We start from the raw sequence: 22,154 nt of genomic DNA, 5'->3' as shown, positions 1-22,154 counted from the left end.
AGTAGTGTAAACTCTACTTTTTATCTGTCGCTTCTACCTTGTGTTAAATTTATTAAATAAAGGCACGCTCTTTTGTTTAGAAAGATTGAAATAAAAGCATATTGGCTCATTCATTGTATATAATATACCTCGATAATTACTTATTTACTCCTGTGGATGTAATTAAATAACTATTAATTACTTTCTGTAAGCAGTTCAAAAGCACAAAAGACTTCTTGACACTTCATCACTCTACCATGCCCTTGTCCTTGGGTTGATATCAGTTCAACATGCTCATTGGTATTTGCTGCGTGCAATGAAACATCATGACGAGTAAATTTATCACCACGATCATGAACGATAACAGTACGACCTTTTCGTTCACTTAAACGTTTTTGTGGATTAACCAACTCAAGTGGAAAATCAAACTGAGCTTCTACCTCAGATACCACGGCTTTAAACAGTTTCATTGAGTAACCAGATTGCTTGATACGACCAAACATATCTTCAACATAATTCAGCACCGGAGCAATCAATAAGAATGGTTTATCTGTCAGCTTACAATGTTTACATTCCAAGGCTGAAGCTGTACCCATACTATGTCCCACTAAGCCCTCAACATCATCGATAGAGTCGAGGACATCCTCTAATCCATGAACAAATGCAGGAAAATGCCCATATTGGCCCTCACTGTTCCCATGAGCTGGTTGGTCATAAGCCAATGCTGTATAACCACACGACGCAATATGCTTCATAAGTGGGAAAAATTGGCTTGCTGAACCAGACCAGCCATGAGTCAAAATCCAAGTGGGGCCGCTTCCCAAACTATAGGTTTTTATTATGCCATTAAAGCCTTGAATTTCACCATGAAGTAAGCCATCCGGTGTACTATTTTTAGATGGCTTTCTTGCTGGAGTTAGCAACAATCGGCGAGCTGTATTCTTTGCATGAACTGGAGCTAAGGTATGGTGAAGACGTGTACTTACGTTAACCAAGCTGCGTTTAATGCCGAATCGCTCCGAAGTATTGAAATAAATCTTTTCACTCATGACGATGTCCTCAATAATTAGCATCATGCTTAATTTTCAATCAGATGAAGCATCTCAAACGTTTACTCTAAATTTTTTATAAAAAGGTGAGCCACTTCTTGTACCATAATGACCTCTTTTAACTGAGTCTTCAATTGATAATCTCCCTATTTTACCCAATTAGCGTCCAGTGAGTTGCTAACATTGAGCCTTGCTTATCTTCGCTTTAATAAAAACTGCGAGTTATTTAACCTACTGAATTTTTCAAACCTTTAATTCATCCTACCTTTAAATATTTATTCGTTCTTTAGTTACTTTCAGACCCGAAAAGACATCGCTATAACTGCTATATTTACCGTAAATTTTCTACTTATTTAAGCGACATTATGGCAATCAAAAACATTTTTTGTGCTCAAAGACTTATATTAAGAAGACCGAGAGATTACAATTTGCCTTTACTGATAGTAATTTTAAAAACAACCAGATATAACATCGTTATTTTTTAATATACTTCGTTATGAGCTTTTTCAGAATCACCTCTTATTAGGCGCAACAGTCTTTAAAAATCGTCACATCCAAGTAATAGAATAAATAATGAGATGAACCTCCCACTCGTTAAAATTGTCATTTTAATACCCTAATGGATTGCGGCGACTCACAACAAATACAAACTATTTCCACTAAAATTCTTTAGTTTTTTTAAGCCCTAACTATCAATATTTACTTATCATGCAAGGCTACTTTTTTCCAATACAACAAGAGGGAAATACCGATGCCACTTAATTTATTTGCCGCTCTGTTTTGCTTGCTTTTTTCAAATGCAAGCGTAGCTGCAACAAACAGTGACCTCAATTTTGTAAATTCTACTGTCGGCTATGCCGCACTCGCTTTTTTTACCATCGCCTACCTTTTGGTTATGTTAGAAGAATACCTACAAATGCGTAAGTCCAAGCCCGTGTTATTAGCGGCTGGATTAATTTGGATTCTTATTGGTTATACGTTCGCTCAGCACAACCAAACCGCTATTGCACAAGCAGCTCTCGAACATAATCTTCTTGAATATGCTGAACTGCTGTTGTTCCTATTGGTTGCCATGACCTATATCAATGCTATGGAAGAGAGGAGGCTGTTTGATGCTTTACAAGCATGGATGGTTGGTAAAGGATTCAATTTTAAGTCACTCTTTTGGTTAACCGGTGCTCTGGCTTTTGTCATTTCCCCCATTGCTGATAACCTAACGACGGCCCTTCTAATGTGTGCTGTTGTCATGAAAGTCTCTGGCAATAACCCTCGCTTCGTCAATTTAGCCTGCATTAATATTGTTATTGCTGCCAACGCAGGTGGCGCTTTTAGTCCTTTTGGTGACATTACTACGCTGATGGTTTGGCAAGCGGGCCACGTCAACTTTATTGAGTTTTTACCTCTATTTATCCCTTCTTTACTCAATTACATTATTCCTGCAATGATCATGTCGATGTTTGTTCCAAATACTAAGCCAGATATCATGCATGAGCACGTTGAAATGAAACGTGGAGCAAGACGCATTGTGGTTCTATTTATTATTACAATTGCCACTGCAGTAGCCTTCCACGCTGTTTTACACTTCCCACCCGTTGTCGGCATGATGATGGGCTTGGCTTACTTACAATTTTTTGGCTACTTTCTGCGCAAAACTCTCAAGCACTCACTGGCAAAGAAAGCCGCAGTTGCGATCGCAAATGGTGACGATAGTGCACTGAAACGTTTGGGCTCCGTTGTTCCATTTGACGTCTTTCGCCGTGTTTCTCATGCCGAGTGGGATACTCTATTATTCTTCTACGGCGTAGTCATGTGCGTTGGCGGTCTCAGCTTGCTTGGGTACCTAGAACTAGTATCAAGTATCATGTACACCGAGTGGCACCCTGTTTGGGCTAACGTAATGGTAGGGATTCTTTCTGCTATTGTGGATAATATTCCGGTGATGTTTGCTGTGCTAACTATGGATCCAACCATGTCAATGGGGAACTGGCTTCTGGTAACTTTAACAGCGGGAGTTGGTGGCAGCTTATTATCCATTGGATCAGCAGCTGGGGTAGCTTTAATGGGAGCAGCTCACGGACAATATACCTTCTTTGGACACCTTCGATGGGCACCGGTGATCGCATTGGGCTACGCCATCAGTATTGCAGCTCATTTATGGTTGAACGGACACCTCTTCGTTCAAGTTTAAGCTTGTCTACAACTTATGATTTTAGAATCGAAAGTTATTGATTAATAGTTTAAAATAAAAATCGGCACAAATTAAAAGTGAGTAGTGTTAATCACACACCACTCACTTTCAGTTGAATAAACCTTTATTCTCTCTGATTCAGTAGACTACTAAACAACACACCCATCAAGCACGTTTACCGTTTTCATCAACGTCTTTTTCTCCAGAGTAATTAAAGCCCTCTTACGCTCCATACCACCAGCGTATCCGGTAAGTTTTCCATTTTTACCAATTACGCGATGACAAGGAACAACAATAGAAAGTGTATTTTTAGAATTTGCTAAGCCAACGGCTCGCACTGCACGAGGGTTGCCAATCGCATTAGCTAAATCTTGATAACTCCAGGTATCTCCATATGGAATTGTCATCAAAGCTCGCCATACTTGACGTTGAAATTCAGTACCCGAAGTCGATATTGGTAATTCAAATTGAGTACGTAAGCCTGAAAAATATTCGTTTAGCTGAATGACCGCTTTGTGAAGTATCGGGTGTAATCGATCACATTTACCCAAATCAAGGGGCTTTGTCGTACAGGTTTCAAACCAAATACCCAACAAGCTGAGCTCGTTAGCTTGTAAAGTAATGTTACCTAATGGGCTTTGTATCTTGGTAAAGTAAGTCTTCATGATTGATTCCACAGGTGAAATGTAGCGTAGCTTCCCCAGGGGGACACACTATCAGCATTGATTGAAGGCCTCATTTTAATGGCTTTTTTTATGATCAAGTCTTTGTCTAAAAAGCAATCAGGATGGGATTGACCACGCAATATTGCATAACTCACCGTCCAAGGTCCAATTCCTTTCAGCTCAAGCCATTGCTGAGGATTCGAGTCTGGGTTTTCAAGCATATATTGAGCAAAACGCACCAACGCGTCCTTGCGACTTTGTGGCATACGCAAAAAACTCACATCAGCTTGGGCAATCATTTCAGGCGTTGGAAAGTAACGTTTCTGTTCATCTTCACACAAGGTACTCACCAGCAAGTTCAGTTGCCCTATTGCCGCTTTGACTGATACCTGCTGGCCTAAAATCGCCCGAACCCCCGCCTCCCAAATATTCCAAACACCTGGAATACGCAACCCGGGCACTGAGACAAGCTGTTGGTCAACATGCACTAAGTGCTCTTCAACATGCTTTATATCAGTATCTAAATCAAACATTCTCCGCACCGCTGCTACTAAGTATTGCAGCTTAGTCATATCTTCAATATCAAACGACATTTCAAGCTGACCACAGCCTTGCTTAACCTCAAAGTAAGCACAACAATCATCAATCATTATATGTCGCTGGTAGCTATCTTGAGTAACACGTTCAATTCTATCAATGGCACGTACTTGATAAAATGCCAGCATATGTTGCCAGTTTAACTGTCCCTTATATGGTAAATCTAACTGATGAGTGGCCATACTTGAAAACTTCCTCCTTTTAACTTGTGATGGGGTCAAATTAAGCTTTTTTCTAAAAGAATCGTTAAAACGTCTTATACTATTAAAACCCGAGGCAAACCCAATTTCTGTTATAGACATCGAACTTGTATGTAAGAGATGCTTAGCAAATAACAATTGCTGATATTGTGCATACTGTTTTGGTGATATACCCAAATATTTATTGAAGAGTTTTCTTAAATAACGGTCAGATATACCTAAGCGCTCAGAAAGCTTCACTAAAGATCCTTGATAAAGCGCACCACACTCAATCATTTTCAACGCACGTTGAAAAGTAGTTTCAGTTCCTTTCCAAGCCCAAGTATTTGGTAAGCTGTCTGGACGACAGCGCAAACACGGACGATACCCAGCTTTTAATGCTTGATTTTTATCAATAAAGTATTCAATGTTTTTTTCTTGTGGTAGGTTTGCTGGACATATCGGTCTACAGAAAATGCCTGTTGTTTTCACGGCAATATAAAAGTAACCATCGAAGCGACTGTCTCTTGACATTCTTGCTTTTTGACATTGCTCAAATGTCAAAGATGTATGAGGATGGATAAACATTATATAATCAGCCTAGAACATATACAGTTAGTGAATTATTGTAAGATGAAAAATCAGCTTGATTGTGTCTTTTGATGAAATTTTTGCTCAAATCATTAATATTAAAGTCAAATATTCCAATTCAATTAGACACATCACTGAGGATTCTACGGTAAAAATTGCTGAAATATAGTCATTTTCGGAACTGAATAGGAAGAATTTTTTGCACTCAAGTTTCTGTAAACTAAATTTGTTGCAAGGAATCAATTTGGCAAGGTCAACAAAGGAAAAGTAATGGATTTACACACGTGTATTATTGTTTTAAAAAATAAAAAGATCATCACGAGTCAGTCAGTAGAACATTCAATTTGTGTACTCGAACATGATTGTGACAATCAAATCTCAGAAGTACAAATAAATACAACTGACGGTACAAATATCCATAGTTATTTTTACAACGATATCGAAGAATCTATTGAGAGTTTGATGAACCTTTAATCCATGTAAAAAGTGAAGAAAGCAAACAACATAATTACCCTCTTCACTTTTCATATTTAGACAACGAAAATAAATTTCAGAAGCAAACCGCTAGTCATTAAGCACTATATCTGCCATCTTTTGTAAGCTAAATGCAGTCAATGGGTTAATTTCTTTAACAATTTTTTCAACCTGAGCAATAGCAATAACAGAAGAGCTGGCTTTACGATAACTCAGGTAGATCGGGCGGTACCAGTTTTCTATACCAGAGACTTTATGCAGCTGCCCACTATTCAAAAAAGGATCAACCAAAGACGTGGGTAGATAAGCACTGCCCCCCTTTTCTAAAATAAAGTCCAGTGCGATACGTGCCGTCGATGTGCGCAAAAAAGGGGTAGGTGCTTTTGAATGACGCTCTGCATGCTCAGAAGCAAAACGAGTTCCCCAATCAACATAAACATACTTTTTCTGAAAAACCGTGTGTAAAGAATCAGGCTCGGTAGAAACTAAAACCAAAATGACGTCTGCAACTTTCTTACAGTGAAGCTCATCTGCTTTGATTTGGTCAAAAGCAAATGCCATGTCTAATGTTCGTTCAACAAGACCACGACTCAGCATCTCTCGGCCCATCACTTCAGCCATAAAACCATAACCACCGAAAGAGTCAGTAACAACACTGAGACAATTTTGTAGATAAGCGTCCCAAACATTTGGCGTTCCTCCCATTGTCAGCTGCAAGCCTTTACCACCCTCTAAAGACAACTCAAGTTTCGCCTGATGCAAAGTCGATACCATAACTTCAGCGTAACTCACTAAACGCTCACCTGCAGAGGTTAATTTTATGTTATTTCGATCACGAATAAACAATTGCGTATCAAAGTAACTTTCCAATTGCTTAATGCGAGCACTCACAGCAGCTTGAGTAATGTACAAGTTTTCCGCTGCTTTGCCGAAATGCCGAACCGTTGCCAGCTCTAGAAATGTTCGAAAAACCTTTACATCCATAAACCATCTCCAGGTTACTATGCAATCAGATTAACAACTAATTTAAATTTTGACGACAAAAATTTTTTGTTTTTCTTTTGCAAGTTTTAAGCCTAATTTCACTTTAGTTCTTCACACTCAATACGAAAAGTTACAGAGGCTGTACGATATGTCTGACACTGAATTCCGTCACGGCAAAAAACGTTTTTACGATAACGTCAAATTTCCACGCGGCTTTGCAAAGTCCGGCGATTTTACTCTTTCAGAAGAGGAGATCCTAACGATTTATGGGGATACGATGCTTGGCTTAGAGTCTGGCGAGTTAACTCCAGAGAACTCCGAAGAAAAGCACTTCGTGAAGGTACTCGTTAACCCGGGTAAAGCGAAAAGTAAATTGGAACGCACCTGGTTAAAATACGTGCAACTTGCACGCGGCCGTAAGCGATTCCACACATTAAATGGACGTAACAAACCCGATACGATTGAAGATTATTCAGAAGAGAGCTTAACTGAAGCAAGCTAAATAACTTAATCAATTCATTTATAAAGAAAAAGCTCAGATTATTATGAGCTTTTTCATTACCATATATCATACTTATATTGTTACTGCCCATTTTCGTAAATGTCTGAATATCCTTAATTTAAAGATAAAATTAAATGATATTTCCTAAATCAATATCGATCAGCTATCCTCTAGTTGTCTACTGTCTAAGCAGAAAGCCAATAAAATAAGTGACTCAAAAAGAGTGATTCAAATAAAAGGCAAAATTTTGACTTAAAACAATAGCAGTTGACACCCACTTATTTTATAATGCGAATTAATGTTTCAGGACATCACACATTTAATAACTAGGGGCACAAAATGAGACTTATCCCATTATCTCAAGCAGCACAAGTAGGCCAGTGGGCGGCAGCACATATCGCTAAGCGTATCAATGACTTTAAACCAACTGCAGAAAAACCTTTTGTTCTAGGTTTACCTACTGGCGGCACTCCTCTAGCAACATACAATGCATTAATCGAACTTTACAAAGCAGGTAAAGTCAATTTTGAACATGTCGTGACTTTTAACATGGATGAGTATATTGGCATCCCAGCAGATCACCCAGAGTCTTATCGTTCATTTATGTACCACAACTTCTTTAATCACGTAAACATCCAAGAAGCAAACATCAACTTGCTAAATGGCAATGCCAAAGATCATGTCGTTGAGTGCAAACGCTACGAAGATAAAATAAAGTCTTATGGTAAAATCAATCTATTCATGGGTGGAGTGGGTAACGATGGTCATATTGCTTTTAACGAGCCAGCTTCTTCTCTGTCTTCTCGTACCCGAATCAAAACTCTGACAGAAGATACGCGTATTGCAAACTCCCGCTTCTTTGACGGCGATATCAACCAAGTTCCAAAGTACGCACTGACTATCGGTGTAGGTACATTACTTGACTCGGAAGAAATCATGATTCTGGTTACTGGACATAGTAAAGCACTGGCACTCGAAGCTGCAGTAGAAGGTAGTGTAAACCACCTTTGGACTGTATCTGCTCTGCAATTACACCCTAAGGCAGTGATTGTTTGTGATGAACCATCACAGCAAGAACTGAAGATAAAAACCGTTAAATACTTCTCTGAATTAGAAGCAGAAAACATCAAGGGTTTTTAATTCTTACACGCCAAGTTAATGTGATATCTATATAAAACCCCGTGCCTATAGACACGGGGTTTTCTTTTGCTTAGCAACAGGATTTAATCCGTTATCTTTTTAACATCTAAATCCATATATTAATCACCAGTACAGCTAAAATCATCACTGCCACGATATTGACAATAGCACCGACTCTCATCATTTCGTTTTGCTTTATGAATCCCGTCCCGTAAACAATCGCATTAGGGGGGGTCGCTACAGGTAACATGAATGCACAAGAAGCTGCAATACCTATCAGAGCCGACATCACAATTGGAGATAAACCCAATGATTCCGAAATACCACCAAAAAGAGGGATTAGTAAAGCAGCACTAGCGGTATTACTAGCAAATTCAGTTAGAATAACGACAAAAGATATGATCATAATAATCATTCCAATCACACCAAAATTCATCACAAATTCACTAAGGGAATTAGCTAAAAATGCACTGGTTCCAGTTGTCTTCAAAACATTACTCAAACAAATACCACCACCAAATAATAACAGTACACCCCAATCTGCGGTTTTTTCGATATCTTTCCAACTTGCGACACGCGTAATAACAATCGCAACGATAGCGATCAACGCAATAATAGTATCAAGCTTAGCGATATCTCCCAAAAGGGCATTCAATGGTTTACTAAATATCCAGCTGGTAACAGTGAATAGAAATATACTAACGGTAATCAACTTACCTTGAGTCCACTCCACTTTTTGATCGTCGACCTCAAACGCATCATTTAGGTTAGGTTTAAATGTAATGTACAAAAGGACAATTGCTGCAGGTAACAACATTACTACAGTTGGACCACCAAAGCTGAACCACTCAGAGAATCCAAGACCGGCTGCAGACGCTGCAATAGCATTAGGTGCACATCCAACGACCGTCGCAATACCTCCGATACTCGCACTATAAGCAATACCTAGTAGAACAAAAGTATAGGTACTACGTTCTTTTTCAATATCAACTTTACTCAGCATTCCCAGCGCCATGGGCATCATAATTGCTGTAGTAGCAATATTACTGATCCACATAGAAAGTACAGCTGTTGTACCAAACATAAATAGTGTTGCTGTTGCCATTTTCCCTCTAGATAAAACTAAAATTTTATTGGCAATAATTTTATCAAGGCCTTGCCCTTGCATAGCTGCAGCAATTGCAAACCCTGCTAGAAACAAAAAGACAATCGGACTTGAAAAATTGTTCAACGCGGTTGGTGTGTCAAACACACCCGCTAATACGGCAATAATCGGTATTAGAATCGCGGTTACAGTAACGTGAACAGCTTCCGTTAACCAAAGTATCGCAATAAACACTAACATTGTGATGCCGAGTACGATAGGCTCCCCGAAAGGTAAAAAATTGTATAAGCACAATGCTAATATAATATCAGCAACAATAATGAGATTCTGCAGACTAAAAAAAGATAAACTGCTACTTTCCTCATTGCTTATGGAATCACTCACATTTATAGTCATTATTATATTCCTTATTAGGCTATTTTGCCCGCGACATACTCCCACACATTGACTAAATATATAAATTTTATTGCTATTTATTTAACACACATCATAATAACAGTGACACTTTTAATGTATATTGGATCAATGGTTAAATTTCACACTAAAAAATATTGACAAATTGTTACGAGTTGAGCTTATACTCCAATCACATTTTTATGGTCATTTAATAACTCAATAATCAACCAAGCAAAAAACCTTATTTATATCAAGGATAAAAAATCACTTCCCTATTTTTACTCACAAAACTAAAGAGCAAAAAATCAACATTTCATTTCCTTGAATTTATTTCATGATCTCCGTCAGAATCACATCACTAACAGTCAATGAATATATATGCACAATGAAGTAATTTAAACGACTTGTATTTGGAAACTACTACTCAAAATGTGAAAGAAAAGAAATAATCCATTGATTACATGAACTTAACTAAGTTAGCTTATTAAATCATTCACCAGCGGCCTCGATGGTCTGAGTGTTGTATATTAAGAAGGAAACAAGTATGAAACACCGCGTAATGTTTGGTCTATTATTGAGTGGCAGCACACTAGCTGTTCACGCAAATAACTCTTTAAATATTCCATATAGCACTCCAGAGCAAGTTCAGAGTGAATATGAGCTAGTTAACCAAGTTCCAGAAAAAATGGCGCAAGAGGGCTACAAAAAACAACAGTGCCAATTTAAAACTATTGAAGAAGAACAACGCCCAGAGACTAATTTAGAAATTAACTTACATAGTAAAGTCCAATGCTTATATTCTCGAACCGAGGGTGATAGTGCCAGTCGATTAGCTTTCTGGAGTCTAGAAATTCACCATAATTCAAATACGGGCCTTTATAACGCTGGTCGTGAATATACTGAATACTCTTCATACAATGTTGTTGAACCCATCACTTCTTTTGATGTGAATCAGTATCTTGGGTCTTGGTTCGAAATAGCCAGAATCGAAAATACTTTTGAACGAGGCTTAAGCAAAGGAACTGCATCTTACGTATTAAAAGAAGATGGGACAGTTGAAGTTACAAACAAGGGTTGGAATATCAAAACGGGTCAATGGCAAGAAGCAAAAGGCACCGCTTATTTAGCAGATGAGCCAAATGTCGGTTATCTACGCGTTGCTTTCTTTTGGCCTTTTTATGGTGACTACCGTATTTTTCACCTCGAATCAGATTACTCTGTTGCTCTAGTGAGTGGCTCAACAACTGATTACTTCTGGCTACTTTCAAGAACACCTACATTATCTCAAGAGCGCATTGATTATTACCTAGATCTTGCTGAACAGAACGGTATTAAGCGCAGTTCTATCGTTATACAAGAGCAAAATTAATACCATACTAAACCAGATATACCCAAGTAATATAAAAACACCCCTTACTTGGGGTGTTTGCATTGCAAATACTTAAAGTAAAGAATAGCCAGAGCTAGTTATTTGGGAATGAATTAGCTCTAGTATGCAAACCCAACTTTTTCCATAATTTGGAGTTCCAGTCCAACCCTGAGTTTGCCTCTGGTTTAAATTCTAGGTCTTTCCAGCGACTCGTATGGGCTTCCCACCAAGGGACGGTTTGTTGCTCTAAATAGTATTCTAAACTGGCTTGCGCATTGTGGAACTTATCAAGATTCTCTTCATCAGCTCTAAAATCAGCCATGGCTTCAAAAAAGTGCACGTATTGATTACGCAGAGCACCTTTTTGATCTAGAGGAGCTAGCTTTATCAACTCATTAAAGAAATACGTCACTTCTTCTTTCATTGGATGCGATTTTGAGCCAAGAAGCAAAAACATCTTCCTGTACTCCGCTTCATTATCTTTGAAGAATGCTTTCCAGGCTGTATTGTCAGTATTTAGTTTCGCATCACGGTAAAAACGGTTAAAGCGCACCATAGTAAAAGTAAGATCATCGCTCGCAATTTTCTCATTCATCACCTTAGTTACTTTGTGATTCATACCACCTCGAACTCCAACGTGTGCACCTGCTGCTACCGTACCTGAGCCACCCAGATTGATATCAGCTGCAACCGTCTTTGTGTTACGTGAGAACTGCTTGCGCCACCCTTTTTCTCCAGTATAGTCATTAGCTTGACTATATTCTGGTTTAAAGAAACGAGTCGTATGGGATAAGGACGCGCCCGCTCCGATATCTGGGATAATATCCAACTCACCAGGCAATTCAATCCCATGCTCAGCAATCGCCTCTTTAATTGTTAACCCTTTGACTAACCCCTGTACTGAACTAGCTATTGTTCCGGTTAAGATAACATCGATATAACGACCTTCACGGACTCGGCTAGGGTGCAAGCGTTGACGCTCAACCACCGTTAACTGACCTTTAAATGGACCAGCGGTAATGTCAAAGCTAGAGTTGGTATCTGCAACTTGCAAATACACTTCCTGTTTAAAAGTAGCAATCCTATCTAAACGAGACTTGGAATAATCGATAGTAGGATTCTGGGCCAGAACTCCCGTTTGGCCGATTAAGTTAACCAATGCTTGCTCTCTTTTGGGATCGATTGCTGAGGCTAATTGTTTATTCGGCATGATCGTACTTGCAAAGAGAGCATGAGACGCGGATGCAAACTGTAAGAACTGATGCCGACCAATTGCACCCCAACGATTTTCAATCGCGTGCTTTTGGGCCCTTAACGCTTTCAACTCTGTTTTGTCCGCATGTTTGTAAGATTTATAATAATCGTACTTTTGCACCACCTCATAATACACATTAAGATCGGCTTTTAGTAGGCTCAGCCCTCCAATCGCAGTTTTGGGTTTATCTTTGAACTCAAGGGAACTATCTATGATTTGTCGCGCATGCTGAGTAAAGTTAGCTGGTAGCTCATTAAGCTTCGCGCTATTTTTGAGCACCACATCCGCAAGGTAACTTGGCACAAATTCATAAATATCGGTTGTACTCTTCGATCGACTTGCACCTAAACCACCACCAAATTTCACATCAAGCTCACCAACTTTAAATGCAGTCCCAGCATTAATGGATGCACTTACTTCTCCCGTCGTCGTCTTATAGAAACCGGTGAGAGGTTTAGTTCTCTCTGGTGCAGGAGCATGAACATTCGCCTTCATCTTTAAGACACGATTCAAAAGCTCATTAAGACGGTGTTGACTGTTCGCAACCCATTGCTTTTGTTTTTGTAGACCTTTGGTTCTCCTAGTATATGGGCCATTTTGCGCAATATAATCTTTAGAATTATTCCACTCTTTAAAATAAGTCAGACTGCTTTTACCTATTGCATTAGCTTGTGCACTCATTCCAATTTCATTTGCCAATTTAGCTTGTAATCCACCCGCAACCCCAGCACTCAGTGAATGGCTTTTCTCCTCAAACACCAACCCTTCATCATCAACGTTAAATCTGTTTTCTGTGGCAACGCCCAAAGAGAGCTCAGCAAAAGGGCCGACTTTCGTTTCCGTGCCAGGCACCGCCAATAAACTTGCACCGACATTGATACCAGTATGATAGGCAGTTGCTTTTCCAGCTCCTGGTTTGCCCAGTTCCAGATATTCCGATAACTGCTTAGCTTGTAACTTTTCATGCTTCATTTGCATCCAATCACATTTAGTATGCTGAGCAAGAATATGGCATAACTCCTTCAGCTCCCCTTTAGGCAGTTGTTTGGCTAATTTTTTGAACACAATATGAGTCAGCTTTGTATCTTGATAGGATAAGTGTCCATTTTGCCCCTGATATTTATCTAAGGCGGACTGAAGCTCTACATGCAACAATTGGATTGCGTTGTGATAACGCTCAGGAGACCTCTGCATGGAAGCCAAAAGAGCAAGTTGGATGGCCTTCAGATCGCCAGCAATGATTCGACGTTCAGGAACACTTTGATTATCTCTATTCGCACTATTAAGCTGAATAATTCGTGATGCATTAACAGAACTCTGGACGCCGTCAGCATCGATGAAGCGAATGGGTTTATTAACTAAAGTGTCACGCAAAAAAGTACCGTGCAAAAATGAGTTTGCTTTTTGTAGAAGGCGTATCGGACTTTCGTCAGTAAGATAGGAGCCTTCCCGTTGAGTGACCATTTTGATATTTTTTCCCATTGCCTTGTATTCATTGTCCTGCAAGGCCAGAGCAGAAAGAGGCACATTTTCCGTTCCACTTGGGCGATTGGTTTCCTTTGTTATCATTGTTATATATCCCTTATGCTCAGTTGACAAAACACCGTTGAGCTAAACTAAAACGTTTCATGTCATATGATTAGTCAAGTACTGTGAAATAACATGCAATTTATATAATCACAGGATGAATACTGATGCACCTTAGAAATACAAACTAAACGTTATAAATGTTAAATCGCTCAATATTTCGTATTTTTTCTTTGGTTTTCATAAAATATAATGATGGGTTAGGCCGCTAACTTGGAAAATTCATGTACTGTGAGGCGTCTAACCAACTAGTCATCTGAAAAGTATTCAAAAGCCCTCTCATAAACTTTCCTTAATCAAGCAATTTTTTTATTCAATAGAATCCATCGAAATCTCCAAAAAAATCAGCAAACTTACACTCTCGTATGATGGCAGAGCTTAAGTCACAGAAATCACCTGACAAATTTGCTTCTTTATTCCATAGCACATACCAACTGTGTTCTATGGATAAACTTCTACTTCATAACCAGCAATAACTAGGGCCTATACCCTTAAAAACTTTTAAAGTATAAATAATTTTTTCGACTTCATATTTAAATTCCTTTGGTATTAACAATAAGATAAAATCGTTTTTCGATTACCATTGAGTGGAATAAAAATTGCATTGAATCAGATAATTGAAGTCCAAAATCCGACCTCTTTATTTTTAACATTTAATGAAATTAATCATTCATTAAACTTCAGCATTTAATAATCGCATTTAAATAACAAAAATATCTTTCCAATAGCCAAATAACATGTTAATTAATTAAAAAATCACGCTAAACAGGTACCCAAATCATTATAAATTTTTAGTAAGGCTTTACCAAAAATTAACAAAAAAAATTCAGAAAAACAACTAAATAATAAAAATGCAATAATCACAGAAGGTAAAGTAGGTAAAGAACTTGCTGACGACATGTTAAAACACGCCAGTGGCGGCGGCAGGGTTAGAAAATTATACAAGCAACCTGATGTTATATTTTTTGATGAATCCATTTGTCATCTTGATGCTATTCCTGAAAAAACATTAATAGTTCAATAAAAAAGGGGATTACAAGAATTATCGTAGCTCATCGAGATGAAAAAATTAAATTGGCAGATAGAGTAATCGATATTGATAAAATTAGTTTCATTTAACATGATTAATTACCCCTTCGGAATTCATAAAATAAATATGATAGTCAAAAGATATTTGTTTCATACTATTAAGCAGTAGCAGGCGTTCCTCTGTGACTTTACTAACAGCGTATATTCAATCTGTGCTCCATCATGTTATAGCTGGCTATTTAAATTAGGCCTCAGTGAAAAAATCTATATGATTTTTTTATTAATTATCAATTATTATATCCAAACCTCGAATTTTTCCCTATCTAAACTGGTATTGAGCTTGTATGACCTCTTACTGCGACCGGAAATAATCGACTGTAAATTATTACTCTCCACTATAAATCTGCTGAGCGATTCAGTTAGTCAACTAAAAATAATCAACCAATCTAAAAAATACCTAAATTATTTTTTATTTTATAATGAGAAGTGATCAATGATATTTTTAATATCAACATGTCAAAATAAAAAACCTTATATTAATATATTTAACACAATCATCAGTTATTAATACTTTGTTAATACATAAGGTAGTCTAATGAATAAAAGAAGTATTTTATGTGCTGCTATATTATCAAGCACACTAATAAATCCATCATTTGCTAATGTAGATGATGCACAAGGAGTGGCCGTTGAAATATTGAGCCAAGTCCAAGATAATAGCCAAGTAATTTATGTTAATGCCATGGATTGGGTTCAGGCTGATGATGACGCTAACATACCTTCTCTACGTGAAGTTAAAAAAGATGTTATACAAAATAATAAACGTTATCTCTTGGATTTCAGCTCTATTGAAGATAGTGCTCAGCTTGCTGATGCTAAAAGTTTTTTAAGAAGTGAAATAGGTATCTCTTTTAACAGTGATCTTTTAATTATTAGTGAGCACAAAGGAGAGTTACTTTTCATTCCATTAGAGGATGAAGATGACATTAATATCAGTGAATTAGAGCCATCAGCAACACAAGACTCTGAAAGAGCCAGCAATGATGAAACGCTACCACATGTGTCTTTCTATCTTAGAGCTCATAGGCAAATTACCCAGGAAGAATGTACATTTAGAAATTCAAACCTTTGGAATCATGGGACCCGCAATTTCTGTAATAACCCTCATATTTCTCTCACTTATCGTGTAGTGCTTGAGCGTTCACTTCAATTCGGTGTGACTGGTTCTGCAACACCAGACGCAAAAATTGTGCGTATTAGCCTAGATGAAGAAACATCAGGTGCAGCCATCCACCTTAATGATTCACTCAGTTATAAATCTTATGAACGAGACCATATTCTAGACGGTTATTTTAAAAACTGGTCAACCAGTGCAATAGCCCAAGATTACAAATTTGTAATTAGTGCTGATAATGATAAGACCAGAGTGCTTAAAAGCTTTCCGGAAAATATAAACACTAACTATGAAAATAAAGAAACAGAGTCTTTTACACTAGGTGTTAGTGGTAGTGCTGAAGCAGACAAAGCAGGGCCGAAAGGAAAGCTTGAAGCCAATGGAAGTTACACTCAGACAAATTGGTTGAGTTTTAATACACAAGATTATGCTGTTACTCGTAACTCACAAGGTTTCCAAAATGTTAGCTTTACTTGGCAACGTGAGCAATATGCAACAGCTGAGTCATTATTAAATAGGAGCACTGATGCTGATTGGGTTGATGTATTTCCAGCCGATCTTTCAAGAGTCAGGCCACTGAGTTACACCAGCTTTGTACCTAACATGGATGTCATTTTTGAGGCTGATGCTGATGAAACAGGGTCTACATCATACACAATAGACTCTTCTGTTAATATTAGACCTATTTATCACGGTGCTTACACTCATTATATTGTTTTTGGGTATTGGACAAGTTATCACGGCTGGGATTACCCTGATGGGAATCACCGTGCAAGTAAAAAGGTTGAGTTTACTGTAGATTGGGAACATCCAGTATTTACTGGTGGTCGACCTGTAAACTTACAGCTTGGTTCATTTAATAGCCTTTGTGTCCAAGCAAGTGAAGATAATAGTATCTCAACAAAAGAGTGTGACAAAACTAAAACATCTCAGTCATTTATATATGATAGTGATGGTCGATACGTTAGTGCTATGAATACTCGCTTATGTTTAGATGGAACTGATTTATCTGCTTTACAAGCATGTAATCAAAACCTAAGTCAAAGATGGGAATGGGTAGACGAGACTGATAAATTGCAGAATCAATTCTATACTAATTTATACTTAGGTCATAACAAACATACTGGTGAACTAACACTTAACGGTGATGAAAATAACGAGGTAAGTTTACGCACACTGACTATCTATACAGATGTTTTTCATAACAACCCTAACGCTCCAGAAGAATTCTATGAAATTTCTGCCACTCAAAATGGTAATACCATTAACTTGACTATGCCAGAAGCACTGTATGATTCAAAGAATCGTATTATCATCAGAAACCAAGATCATCAATATATAGCCGAAACCTACAATGGCCATTCTTATTATGACAATGGTACTTCTCGCAAGAATGGATATGTGACACTTGCAGTTGATAGAAATAACTTTTCTAGTAATTTGTTGGAGGTTCAGCTTGTTACTGGTGGTCCTGGCACACAATCATACGATGTCATAGCAAGTCGTAATCTTTCATTTTAGAGCTTTTGTTCTTTAAGCAAATAATAAGCGGCGTAGTAAGCCGCTTTTTTATTTAGTAAGACTGATGGAATGAGTGTAAATGTGTCTATGAGCAAGATAGAAAAGCTTGCATTTAAAAATCCACGAGTCTATTAATACTGAATGGTTAATTCCAACCTTGATGCCATTTATCACTGTTCTTCAGCTCTGTCCAGTCAATGGCATACTCCTTTCTGGTCAACACTGCTTCAAGTAAGCATGACATCACTGCTCCATCTTCATCAAACTCTACAGCGGAAACTAAAAAGTGTCTCTCTTTATTAGTGGGGGTAATTGCCGTCCACTTGCTATGGTGTAATTTAGCTGGGTTAATTCGATTCATAGTCACTTAGCGGTTTAAAATATAATTAAATATTTTACGTTCTATAAATGACTTAAGTTCAATCAATAACTACAAATCAATTTTCTCCACAGTGAGTTCATCATTTTGTATTTCTATCGAAAGAAAGCCTTTGAGTGACGTTTTTTCAAGCTTATCCATCGAGTGATCAAAGCCATAGCAGCTTGAAGGTGACATATATTGAGTAACATGCCCCCTATTTATCTGGATAAAGTAGTGTCCATGGCCGCACAAGATATATCGAATATGTTCATTATTTAATACTTCATCTACCAATTGTGAGCGGTTTTCTATCCCAAGAGTCTGAAAAGTATCATTACCCACCGCAAATATGGGATGATGTACCAATATAATACTTGTCTTCGAGATCTGGCTAAGCGCTTTTATGTCCCTTTGCGATACCCGCCCTGCTCCTAATGGCATGGTTTCATATGGCTTTTTACTAGAGTCCATCAAGATAAAGTCAACGTTTTCTGCAGTTTCAACCTTGTTGTCTGTGCTAATATGAGAAAACGAACGTTTCATCTGCTCTAAGTCATCATGATTGCCCGCAATCGCATAAATTGGTTTACTGGATACCCCGTTAAACTCCTGCTCAAAAGCAACATAATGTTCATGTTTAGGGCTATTACAAATATCACCGGCAATAAAAATAGCATCAAAGTCATCTCTGACTTGTATCTCTTTGATGGTTTTTTTCAAGGAGGTCAGTGAATATTGATTGTTAATATCATAATGGCAATCACTGATTAGATAGGCTTTAAATGTCATGATTTATGGTCCTTTATTTTAACAAACCAAGGAAGCAGATGATTATATACCGAAATGACCTCAAGATAAGGCTGAGTAAGAACACTCACCTTTGAAACATATAAAAACTCACCCAATTTAACCAAAAATACTGGCCATTAATGTTTAATAAAACGCTGGAGGGCGACAGTTTAAGTGACTTGAAAAAGGCAGCAAGGTGGAAACTATTGAGTATAATTCAGTGACTTTTTCATGGCTTAATCAAACTCTTTTTGTCAGACAACTTGGGATAAGCATTGTAAATAACATAACTTTCCTATTATCCTCAAGGCACCAAATCGGCGACGTTGTCGCTCAGTGCCCTACAGCCGAAAACAAAGAGACTCAATTTACTAAGTCGCTTTCATGACTCGTTTACCCTATAGGCCATGAGTTCGAATAATCCCATCAAACAACTCTTTCATGTCAGGTTACGCCACCATGCTGAAGGCATTTGTGAAGGTTGACCCGTTTGAATGTATTCTTTGCGGGCACCGCTTAACGTTGCTTCGTTTAGAGCGGGGGTTAGCTCAGTCAGGCACTCATTCTAAGATGAATTAAGCCGCTACTGTTCAGGTAGGGAATCTCAATAGTTCCTGGACAATAACGGCTTGTAACTCAACAACCTTAGCATTTTATTCTATTATCAATAGTAATAAAAATGATCAAGGAACGATATGTACCTATCTTTCAGTGAGCTAAGGAAAGCTTTTGGCGGTTATTTCGTGAATCGCCATGTCGTCGCTTCTATCCCCAAAACCATCTGGGCACTGGGTTTTTGTAGCTTTTTTACCGATATATCTTCTGAAATGTTAGTGGTCACCTTACCTATCTACCTTTCTGCCTCGGTTGGCGTGTCGATTTTATTGATTGGCGTGTATGATGGTCTTTATGGTTCACTCTCTGTCATATTCCGCATTCTTTCTGGCTACGTGTGCGATAAAACAGGATGGTATAAACGTATTGCTGGCACGGGCTATGGCTTATCATTCATCAGCAAATGTGGGTTAGCTTTTTTTAATTCACACATCTACCCTATCATCGGCTTCATGGCTATAGATCGGCTTGGCAAAGGTATTCGAACCTCACCCAGAGATGCTTTGATAGCAAAGGTGAAAGGGCAAGAAAAAGACGTCGCGTTCCATTTCTCGATTCACAGACTCCTAGACAATGCTGGCGCGATGCTTGGACCGATTTTTGCGTTTGTCATCCTGTTGTGGTTGCCTGAAAACTACGCCACAGTATTTTTTATCAGTATGATGGTGTCTGTTATCGGTCTCGCTATTTTTATTATTTATGTTCCCAGAGATCAGTCTAAAGAAGAAAAAACACAGGTCTTTACTAAAAAAGGGGTATTTCAACGCCCTTTACTTATTTTGCTCTCGTTAGTTTTAATCTTGAATACCTTTTCTGTCAGTGAATCCCTTCTTTTTCTTGCCGTGATGCAAGAATCAGAATTAGGTTCGTATTTTTTTCCACTGCTGTTTGCTGTCTCTGCCTTAACATTTTGTTGTACTGTTGTTCCAATCGCCAGACTCTCAAGACGTTGGGGGCTATTTCCTGTTTATCTATTAGGTTTTGCAATACTCGCTATCGTTTATGCCTTATTGATGTTTTCCATTCTACCGTCCTATGCTTTAATCCTCATCGCTGCACTCATTGGTATCCACTTTGCCGCAACAGATGGCATTTTATGTGCGTTAGTCACTCTCCTTGTCTCGAAACAATACCTCACGTCTGCACTTGCGATAAGTACCAGTATCGTTGTTATCGGTAAATTACTTTCCTCTATTGGGTTTGGTGCTTTATGGCATTTTATGGGTTTACAGCAATCGTTGATTTGCGCATCAATTGGCCTTGTCTGCGCCATCACATTATTTTTCGCCATTGGAAAGTATTACTTTTCAGATAAAGGGATTTAATATGAGCAAAAATAAAATCTTACTTTTAGTCGTGATCATTGCCGTTTTATCATCTGCCCTATTCTTCTATTATCATGTGCAGAAACGACAAGCCGTCATTCTGCAATTAAGTAATAGTCCTTTAGAGCCTTTACACCAAAATCTAAATAACCCACCGAACCTGCTCTCCATAGACCAACGTCCGGGTCAAAATCATGGACAACTGATGCTCAGCTTTCCAAAGACACCTTCTATATCAGAAAACTTTAAACCTCTCTCTAATTTGAATTGTGAACGTGTCGCATTTAATGGTGCTCTTGGCGGCTGTTTACAAATCGTCAAAGAACCAACACACAGTTATCTCGTACTGAAAATTTTTAATCAATTTGGAGATATTCTTAACACATTCGGGGCCGTTGGCATTCCAGATAGAATGAGGATCAACAATCAGGGCTCGTTTATTGCTTATACCACTTTTGTGAAAGGCCACTCCTACACATCATCCGGAAACTTTTCCACCAGTACAAAAATTGTCGACTTAAAAAGCTTTTATCATCATGATCTAGAGGGCTTCGATGTCTACAAAAATAATGAACTGATAAAAGATCGTACCTTTAATTTCTGGGGAGTGAGCTTTTTTCCCAATGGGGAAGATTTTTTGGTCAGCTTAGGTAGTAACACTGAGCGCTACATATTGAAAGGTAATGTGGCATCTAAAAATCTAGATATCATTTTCGAAGGGGCCGAGTGCCCATCTGTATCTCCTGATGGCAAACAAATTGCCTTTAAACAGCAAAGTACCTCTCAAACTGGACTTCTTGGGATGCCACATTGGAATATTGCTGTTTGGGATCTCTCATCCCATCAAGTTCGCACCCTTAAGGAAAAGCGCAGTGTCGATGATCAAATCTTTTGGTTAGATAACAAAACTATCGCTTACGAACTCAAAAGCTGGGACAAAGATAAACAGTTATCTCGCTGGGATATTATTCAGTACCCTTTAATAGGAAAGCAATCACACTCCACCTTGCTTGAATGGTCTCGTTCTCCGGCACTGTATACTCAAAACTGAACTGTTCCAGCCAGACTGGACGCTTAACTAAGCTGCATTTGGATAATTAACAAAGAGAACAACTAGCTTGTGATGGAACTGGCTCATCCCCAAAATATCCTGAAAGCACAATAAGAGCACACCATTGACCCCATGAATGCCCGCCCCAGATCTGGCATTATTTATGCTTCTTACTCTTCTTAATGAATAAATAATCCATTTACAGCCTCATTACCCAAAATGGTTGGGC

At 38.3% G+C, this 22,154-nt stretch carries 16 protein-coding genes; 8 read left to right on the top strand and 8 right to left on the bottom strand.

Annotated elements, in window-relative coordinates:
- Positions 1-173: 173 nt before the first annotated feature.
- Entirely contained in the window at positions 174-1,028 is an 855-nt protein-coding gene (locus VSA01S_RS06970; protein ID WP_039980572.1) for an alpha/beta fold hydrolase, read from the bottom strand.
- 751 nt (positions 1,029-1,779) lie between these two features.
- On the opposite strand from VSA01S_RS06970, the gene nhaD reads away from it, so the two are divergent.
- Positions 1,780-3,216: a sodium:proton antiporter NhaD gene (gene nhaD / locus VSA01S_RS06965; protein WP_039980552.1), complete on the top strand. Its 1,437-nt coding sequence runs from the start codon at positions 1,780-1,782 to the stop codon at positions 3,214-3,216.
- A 149-nt stretch (positions 3,217-3,365) separates the two neighbouring features.
- On the opposite strand, the gene VSA01S_RS06960 is transcribed toward nhaD, so the two are convergent.
- Positions 3,366-3,881 (bottom strand): methylated-DNA--[protein]-cysteine S-methyltransferase, encoded by a 516-nt coding sequence (locus VSA01S_RS06960; RefSeq protein WP_039980553.1) that lies wholly within the window; start codon positions 3,879-3,881, stop codon positions 3,366-3,368.
- Positions 3,878-5,245, bottom strand: a complete 1,368-nt coding sequence (locus tag VSA01S_RS06955; RefSeq protein WP_039980554.1) for a DNA-3-methyladenine glycosylase 2 family protein — start codon at positions 5,243-5,245, stop codon at positions 3,878-3,880. Before VSA01S_RS06955 ends, VSA01S_RS06960 begins: the two co-directional genes overlap by 4 nt.
- 273 nt (positions 5,246-5,518) lie before the next feature.
- On the opposite strand from VSA01S_RS06955, the gene VSA01S_RS06950 reads away from it, so the two are divergent.
- A complete protein-coding gene (locus VSA01S_RS06950) occupies positions 5,519-5,722 on the top strand; it encodes a hypothetical protein (RefSeq protein WP_039980555.1) in 204 nt (67 codons plus the stop codon).
- 90 nt (positions 5,723-5,812) lie between these two features.
- Here VSA01S_RS06950 and VSA01S_RS06945 read toward each other — a convergent pair whose 3' ends face one another.
- Complete coding sequence (locus tag VSA01S_RS06945) at positions 5,813-6,706, bottom strand: LysR family transcriptional regulator (RefSeq protein ID WP_039980556.1); 894 nt, start codon at positions 6,704-6,706, stop codon at positions 5,813-5,815.
- 148 nt (positions 6,707-6,854) lie between these two features.
- Here VSA01S_RS06945 and VSA01S_RS06940 point away from each other — a divergent pair, with 148 nt between their 5' ends.
- Positions 6,855-7,208 (top strand): MaoP family protein, encoded by a 354-nt coding sequence (locus VSA01S_RS06940; protein WP_039980557.1) that lies wholly within the window; start codon positions 6,855-6,857, stop codon positions 7,206-7,208.
- A gap of 339 nt (positions 7,209-7,547) precedes the next feature.
- On the top strand, positions 7,548-8,348 hold the full coding sequence (nagB, locus tag VSA01S_RS06935; RefSeq protein WP_039980558.1) for a glucosamine-6-phosphate deaminase: 801 nt from the start codon (positions 7,548-7,550) through the stop codon (positions 8,346-8,348).
- A gap of 106 nt (positions 8,349-8,454) precedes the next feature.
- On the opposite strand, the gene VSA01S_RS06930 is transcribed toward nagB, so the two are convergent.
- Positions 8,455-9,843, bottom strand: a complete 1,389-nt coding sequence (locus VSA01S_RS06930) for an SLC13 family permease (RefSeq protein WP_039980573.1) — start codon at positions 9,841-9,843, stop codon at positions 8,455-8,457.
- A gap of 550 nt (positions 9,844-10,393) precedes the next feature.
- Between VSA01S_RS06930 and VSA01S_RS06925 the strand changes: the two genes are divergently transcribed.
- Positions 10,394-11,218 carry a lipocalin family protein gene (locus VSA01S_RS06925; RefSeq protein WP_162139172.1) on the top strand — a complete coding sequence of 275 codons (825 nt, stop codon included), beginning with the start codon at positions 10,394-10,396 and terminating at the stop codon, positions 11,216-11,218.
- A gap of 94 nt (positions 11,219-11,312) precedes the next feature.
- Here VSA01S_RS06925 and VSA01S_RS06920 read toward each other — a convergent pair whose 3' ends face one another.
- Complete coding sequence (locus VSA01S_RS06920) at positions 11,313-14,042, bottom strand: hypothetical protein (RefSeq protein ID WP_039980559.1); 2,730 nt, start codon at positions 14,040-14,042, stop codon at positions 11,313-11,315.
- A 1,642-nt stretch (positions 14,043-15,684) separates the two neighbouring features.
- On the opposite strand from VSA01S_RS06920, the gene VSA01S_RS06915 reads away from it, so the two are divergent.
- Positions 15,685-17,784 carry a leukocidin family pore-forming toxin gene (locus VSA01S_RS06915; RefSeq protein WP_083932228.1) on the top strand — a complete coding sequence of 700 codons (2,100 nt, stop codon included), beginning with the start codon at positions 15,685-15,687 and terminating at the stop codon, positions 17,782-17,784.
- Between the two features lie 145 nt (positions 17,785-17,929).
- Here VSA01S_RS06915 and VSA01S_RS06910 read toward each other — a convergent pair whose 3' ends face one another.
- Positions 17,930-18,145 (bottom strand): TIGR02450 family Trp-rich protein, encoded by a 216-nt coding sequence (locus VSA01S_RS06910; protein ID WP_039980560.1) that lies wholly within the window; start codon positions 18,143-18,145, stop codon positions 17,930-17,932.
- 69 nt (positions 18,146-18,214) lie between these two features.
- On the bottom strand, positions 18,215-18,934 hold the full coding sequence (locus VSA01S_RS06905) for a metallophosphoesterase family protein (protein WP_039980561.1): 720 nt from the start codon (positions 18,932-18,934) through the stop codon (positions 18,215-18,217).
- A 695-nt stretch (positions 18,935-19,629) separates the two neighbouring features.
- Between VSA01S_RS06905 and VSA01S_RS06900 the strand changes: the two genes are divergently transcribed.
- Positions 19,630-20,874, top strand: coding sequence for an MFS transporter (locus VSA01S_RS06900; RefSeq protein WP_039980562.1), 1,245 nt, complete (start codon positions 19,630-19,632; stop codon positions 20,872-20,874).
- A 1-nt stretch (position 20,875) separates the two neighbouring features.
- The gene (locus tag VSA01S_RS06895; RefSeq protein ID WP_050567310.1) at positions 20,876-21,925 is read left to right on the top strand and encodes a TolB-like translocation protein; all 1,050 of its coding nucleotides are present in this window, start codon (positions 20,876-20,878) and stop codon (positions 21,923-21,925) included.
- The last annotated feature ends 229 nt before the right edge of the window (positions 21,926-22,154 follow it).

The sequence above is a fragment of the Vibrio sagamiensis NBRC 104589 genome (assembly GCF_007990935.1).
In the GTDB taxonomy this organism is placed as follows: Bacteria; Pseudomonadota; Gammaproteobacteria; order Enterobacterales; family Vibrionaceae; genus Vibrio; species Vibrio sagamiensis.
The sequence above is the reverse complement of the archived record's forward strand: the minus strand, read 5'-3'. Positions and strand labels throughout refer to the sequence as shown.

Bases quoted from the DNA above. Each gene is read 5' to 3' on its own strand.
- VSA01S_RS06970 (WP_039980572.1), bottom strand. From the start codon at position 1,028: ATGAGTGAAAAGATTTATTTCAATACTTCGGAGCGATTCGGCATTAAA.
- nhaD (WP_039980552.1), top strand. From the start codon at position 1,780: ATGCCACTTAATTTATTTGCCGCTCTGTTTTGCTTGCTTTTTTCAAAT.
- VSA01S_RS06960 (WP_039980553.1), bottom strand. From the start codon at position 3,881: ATGAAGACTTACTTTACCAAGATACAAAGCCCATTAGGTAACATTACT.
- VSA01S_RS06955 (WP_039980554.1), bottom strand. From the start codon at position 5,245: ATGTTTATCCATCCTCATACATCTTTGACATTTGAGCAATGTCAAAAA.
- VSA01S_RS06950 (WP_039980555.1), top strand. From the start codon at position 5,519: ATGGATTTACACACGTGTATTATTGTTTTAAAAAATAAAAAGATCATC.
- VSA01S_RS06945 (WP_039980556.1), bottom strand. From the start codon at position 6,706: ATGGATGTAAAGGTTTTTCGAACATTTCTAGAGCTGGCAACGGTTCGG.
- VSA01S_RS06940 (WP_039980557.1), top strand. From the start codon at position 6,855: ATGTCTGACACTGAATTCCGTCACGGCAAAAAACGTTTTTACGATAAC.
- nagB (WP_039980558.1), top strand. From the start codon at position 7,548: ATGAGACTTATCCCATTATCTCAAGCAGCACAAGTAGGCCAGTGGGCG.
- VSA01S_RS06925 (WP_162139172.1), top strand. From the start codon at position 10,394: ATGAAACACCGCGTAATGTTTGGTCTATTATTGAGTGGCAGCACACTA.
- VSA01S_RS06920 (WP_039980559.1), bottom strand. From the start codon at position 14,042: ATGATAACAAAGGAAACCAATCGCCCAAGTGGAACGGAAAATGTGCCT.
- VSA01S_RS06915 (WP_083932228.1), top strand. From the start codon at position 15,685: ATGAATAAAAGAAGTATTTTATGTGCTGCTATATTATCAAGCACACTA.
- VSA01S_RS06910 (WP_039980560.1), bottom strand. From the start codon at position 18,145: ATGAATCGAATTAACCCAGCTAAATTACACCATAGCAAGTGGACGGCA.
- VSA01S_RS06905 (WP_039980561.1), bottom strand. From the start codon at position 18,934: ATGACATTTAAAGCCTATCTAATCAGTGATTGCCATTATGATATTAAC.
- VSA01S_RS06900 (WP_039980562.1), top strand. From the start codon at position 19,630: ATGTACCTATCTTTCAGTGAGCTAAGGAAAGCTTTTGGCGGTTATTTC.
- VSA01S_RS06895 (WP_050567310.1), top strand. From the start codon at position 20,876: ATGAGCAAAAATAAAATCTTACTTTTAGTCGTGATCATTGCCGTTTTA.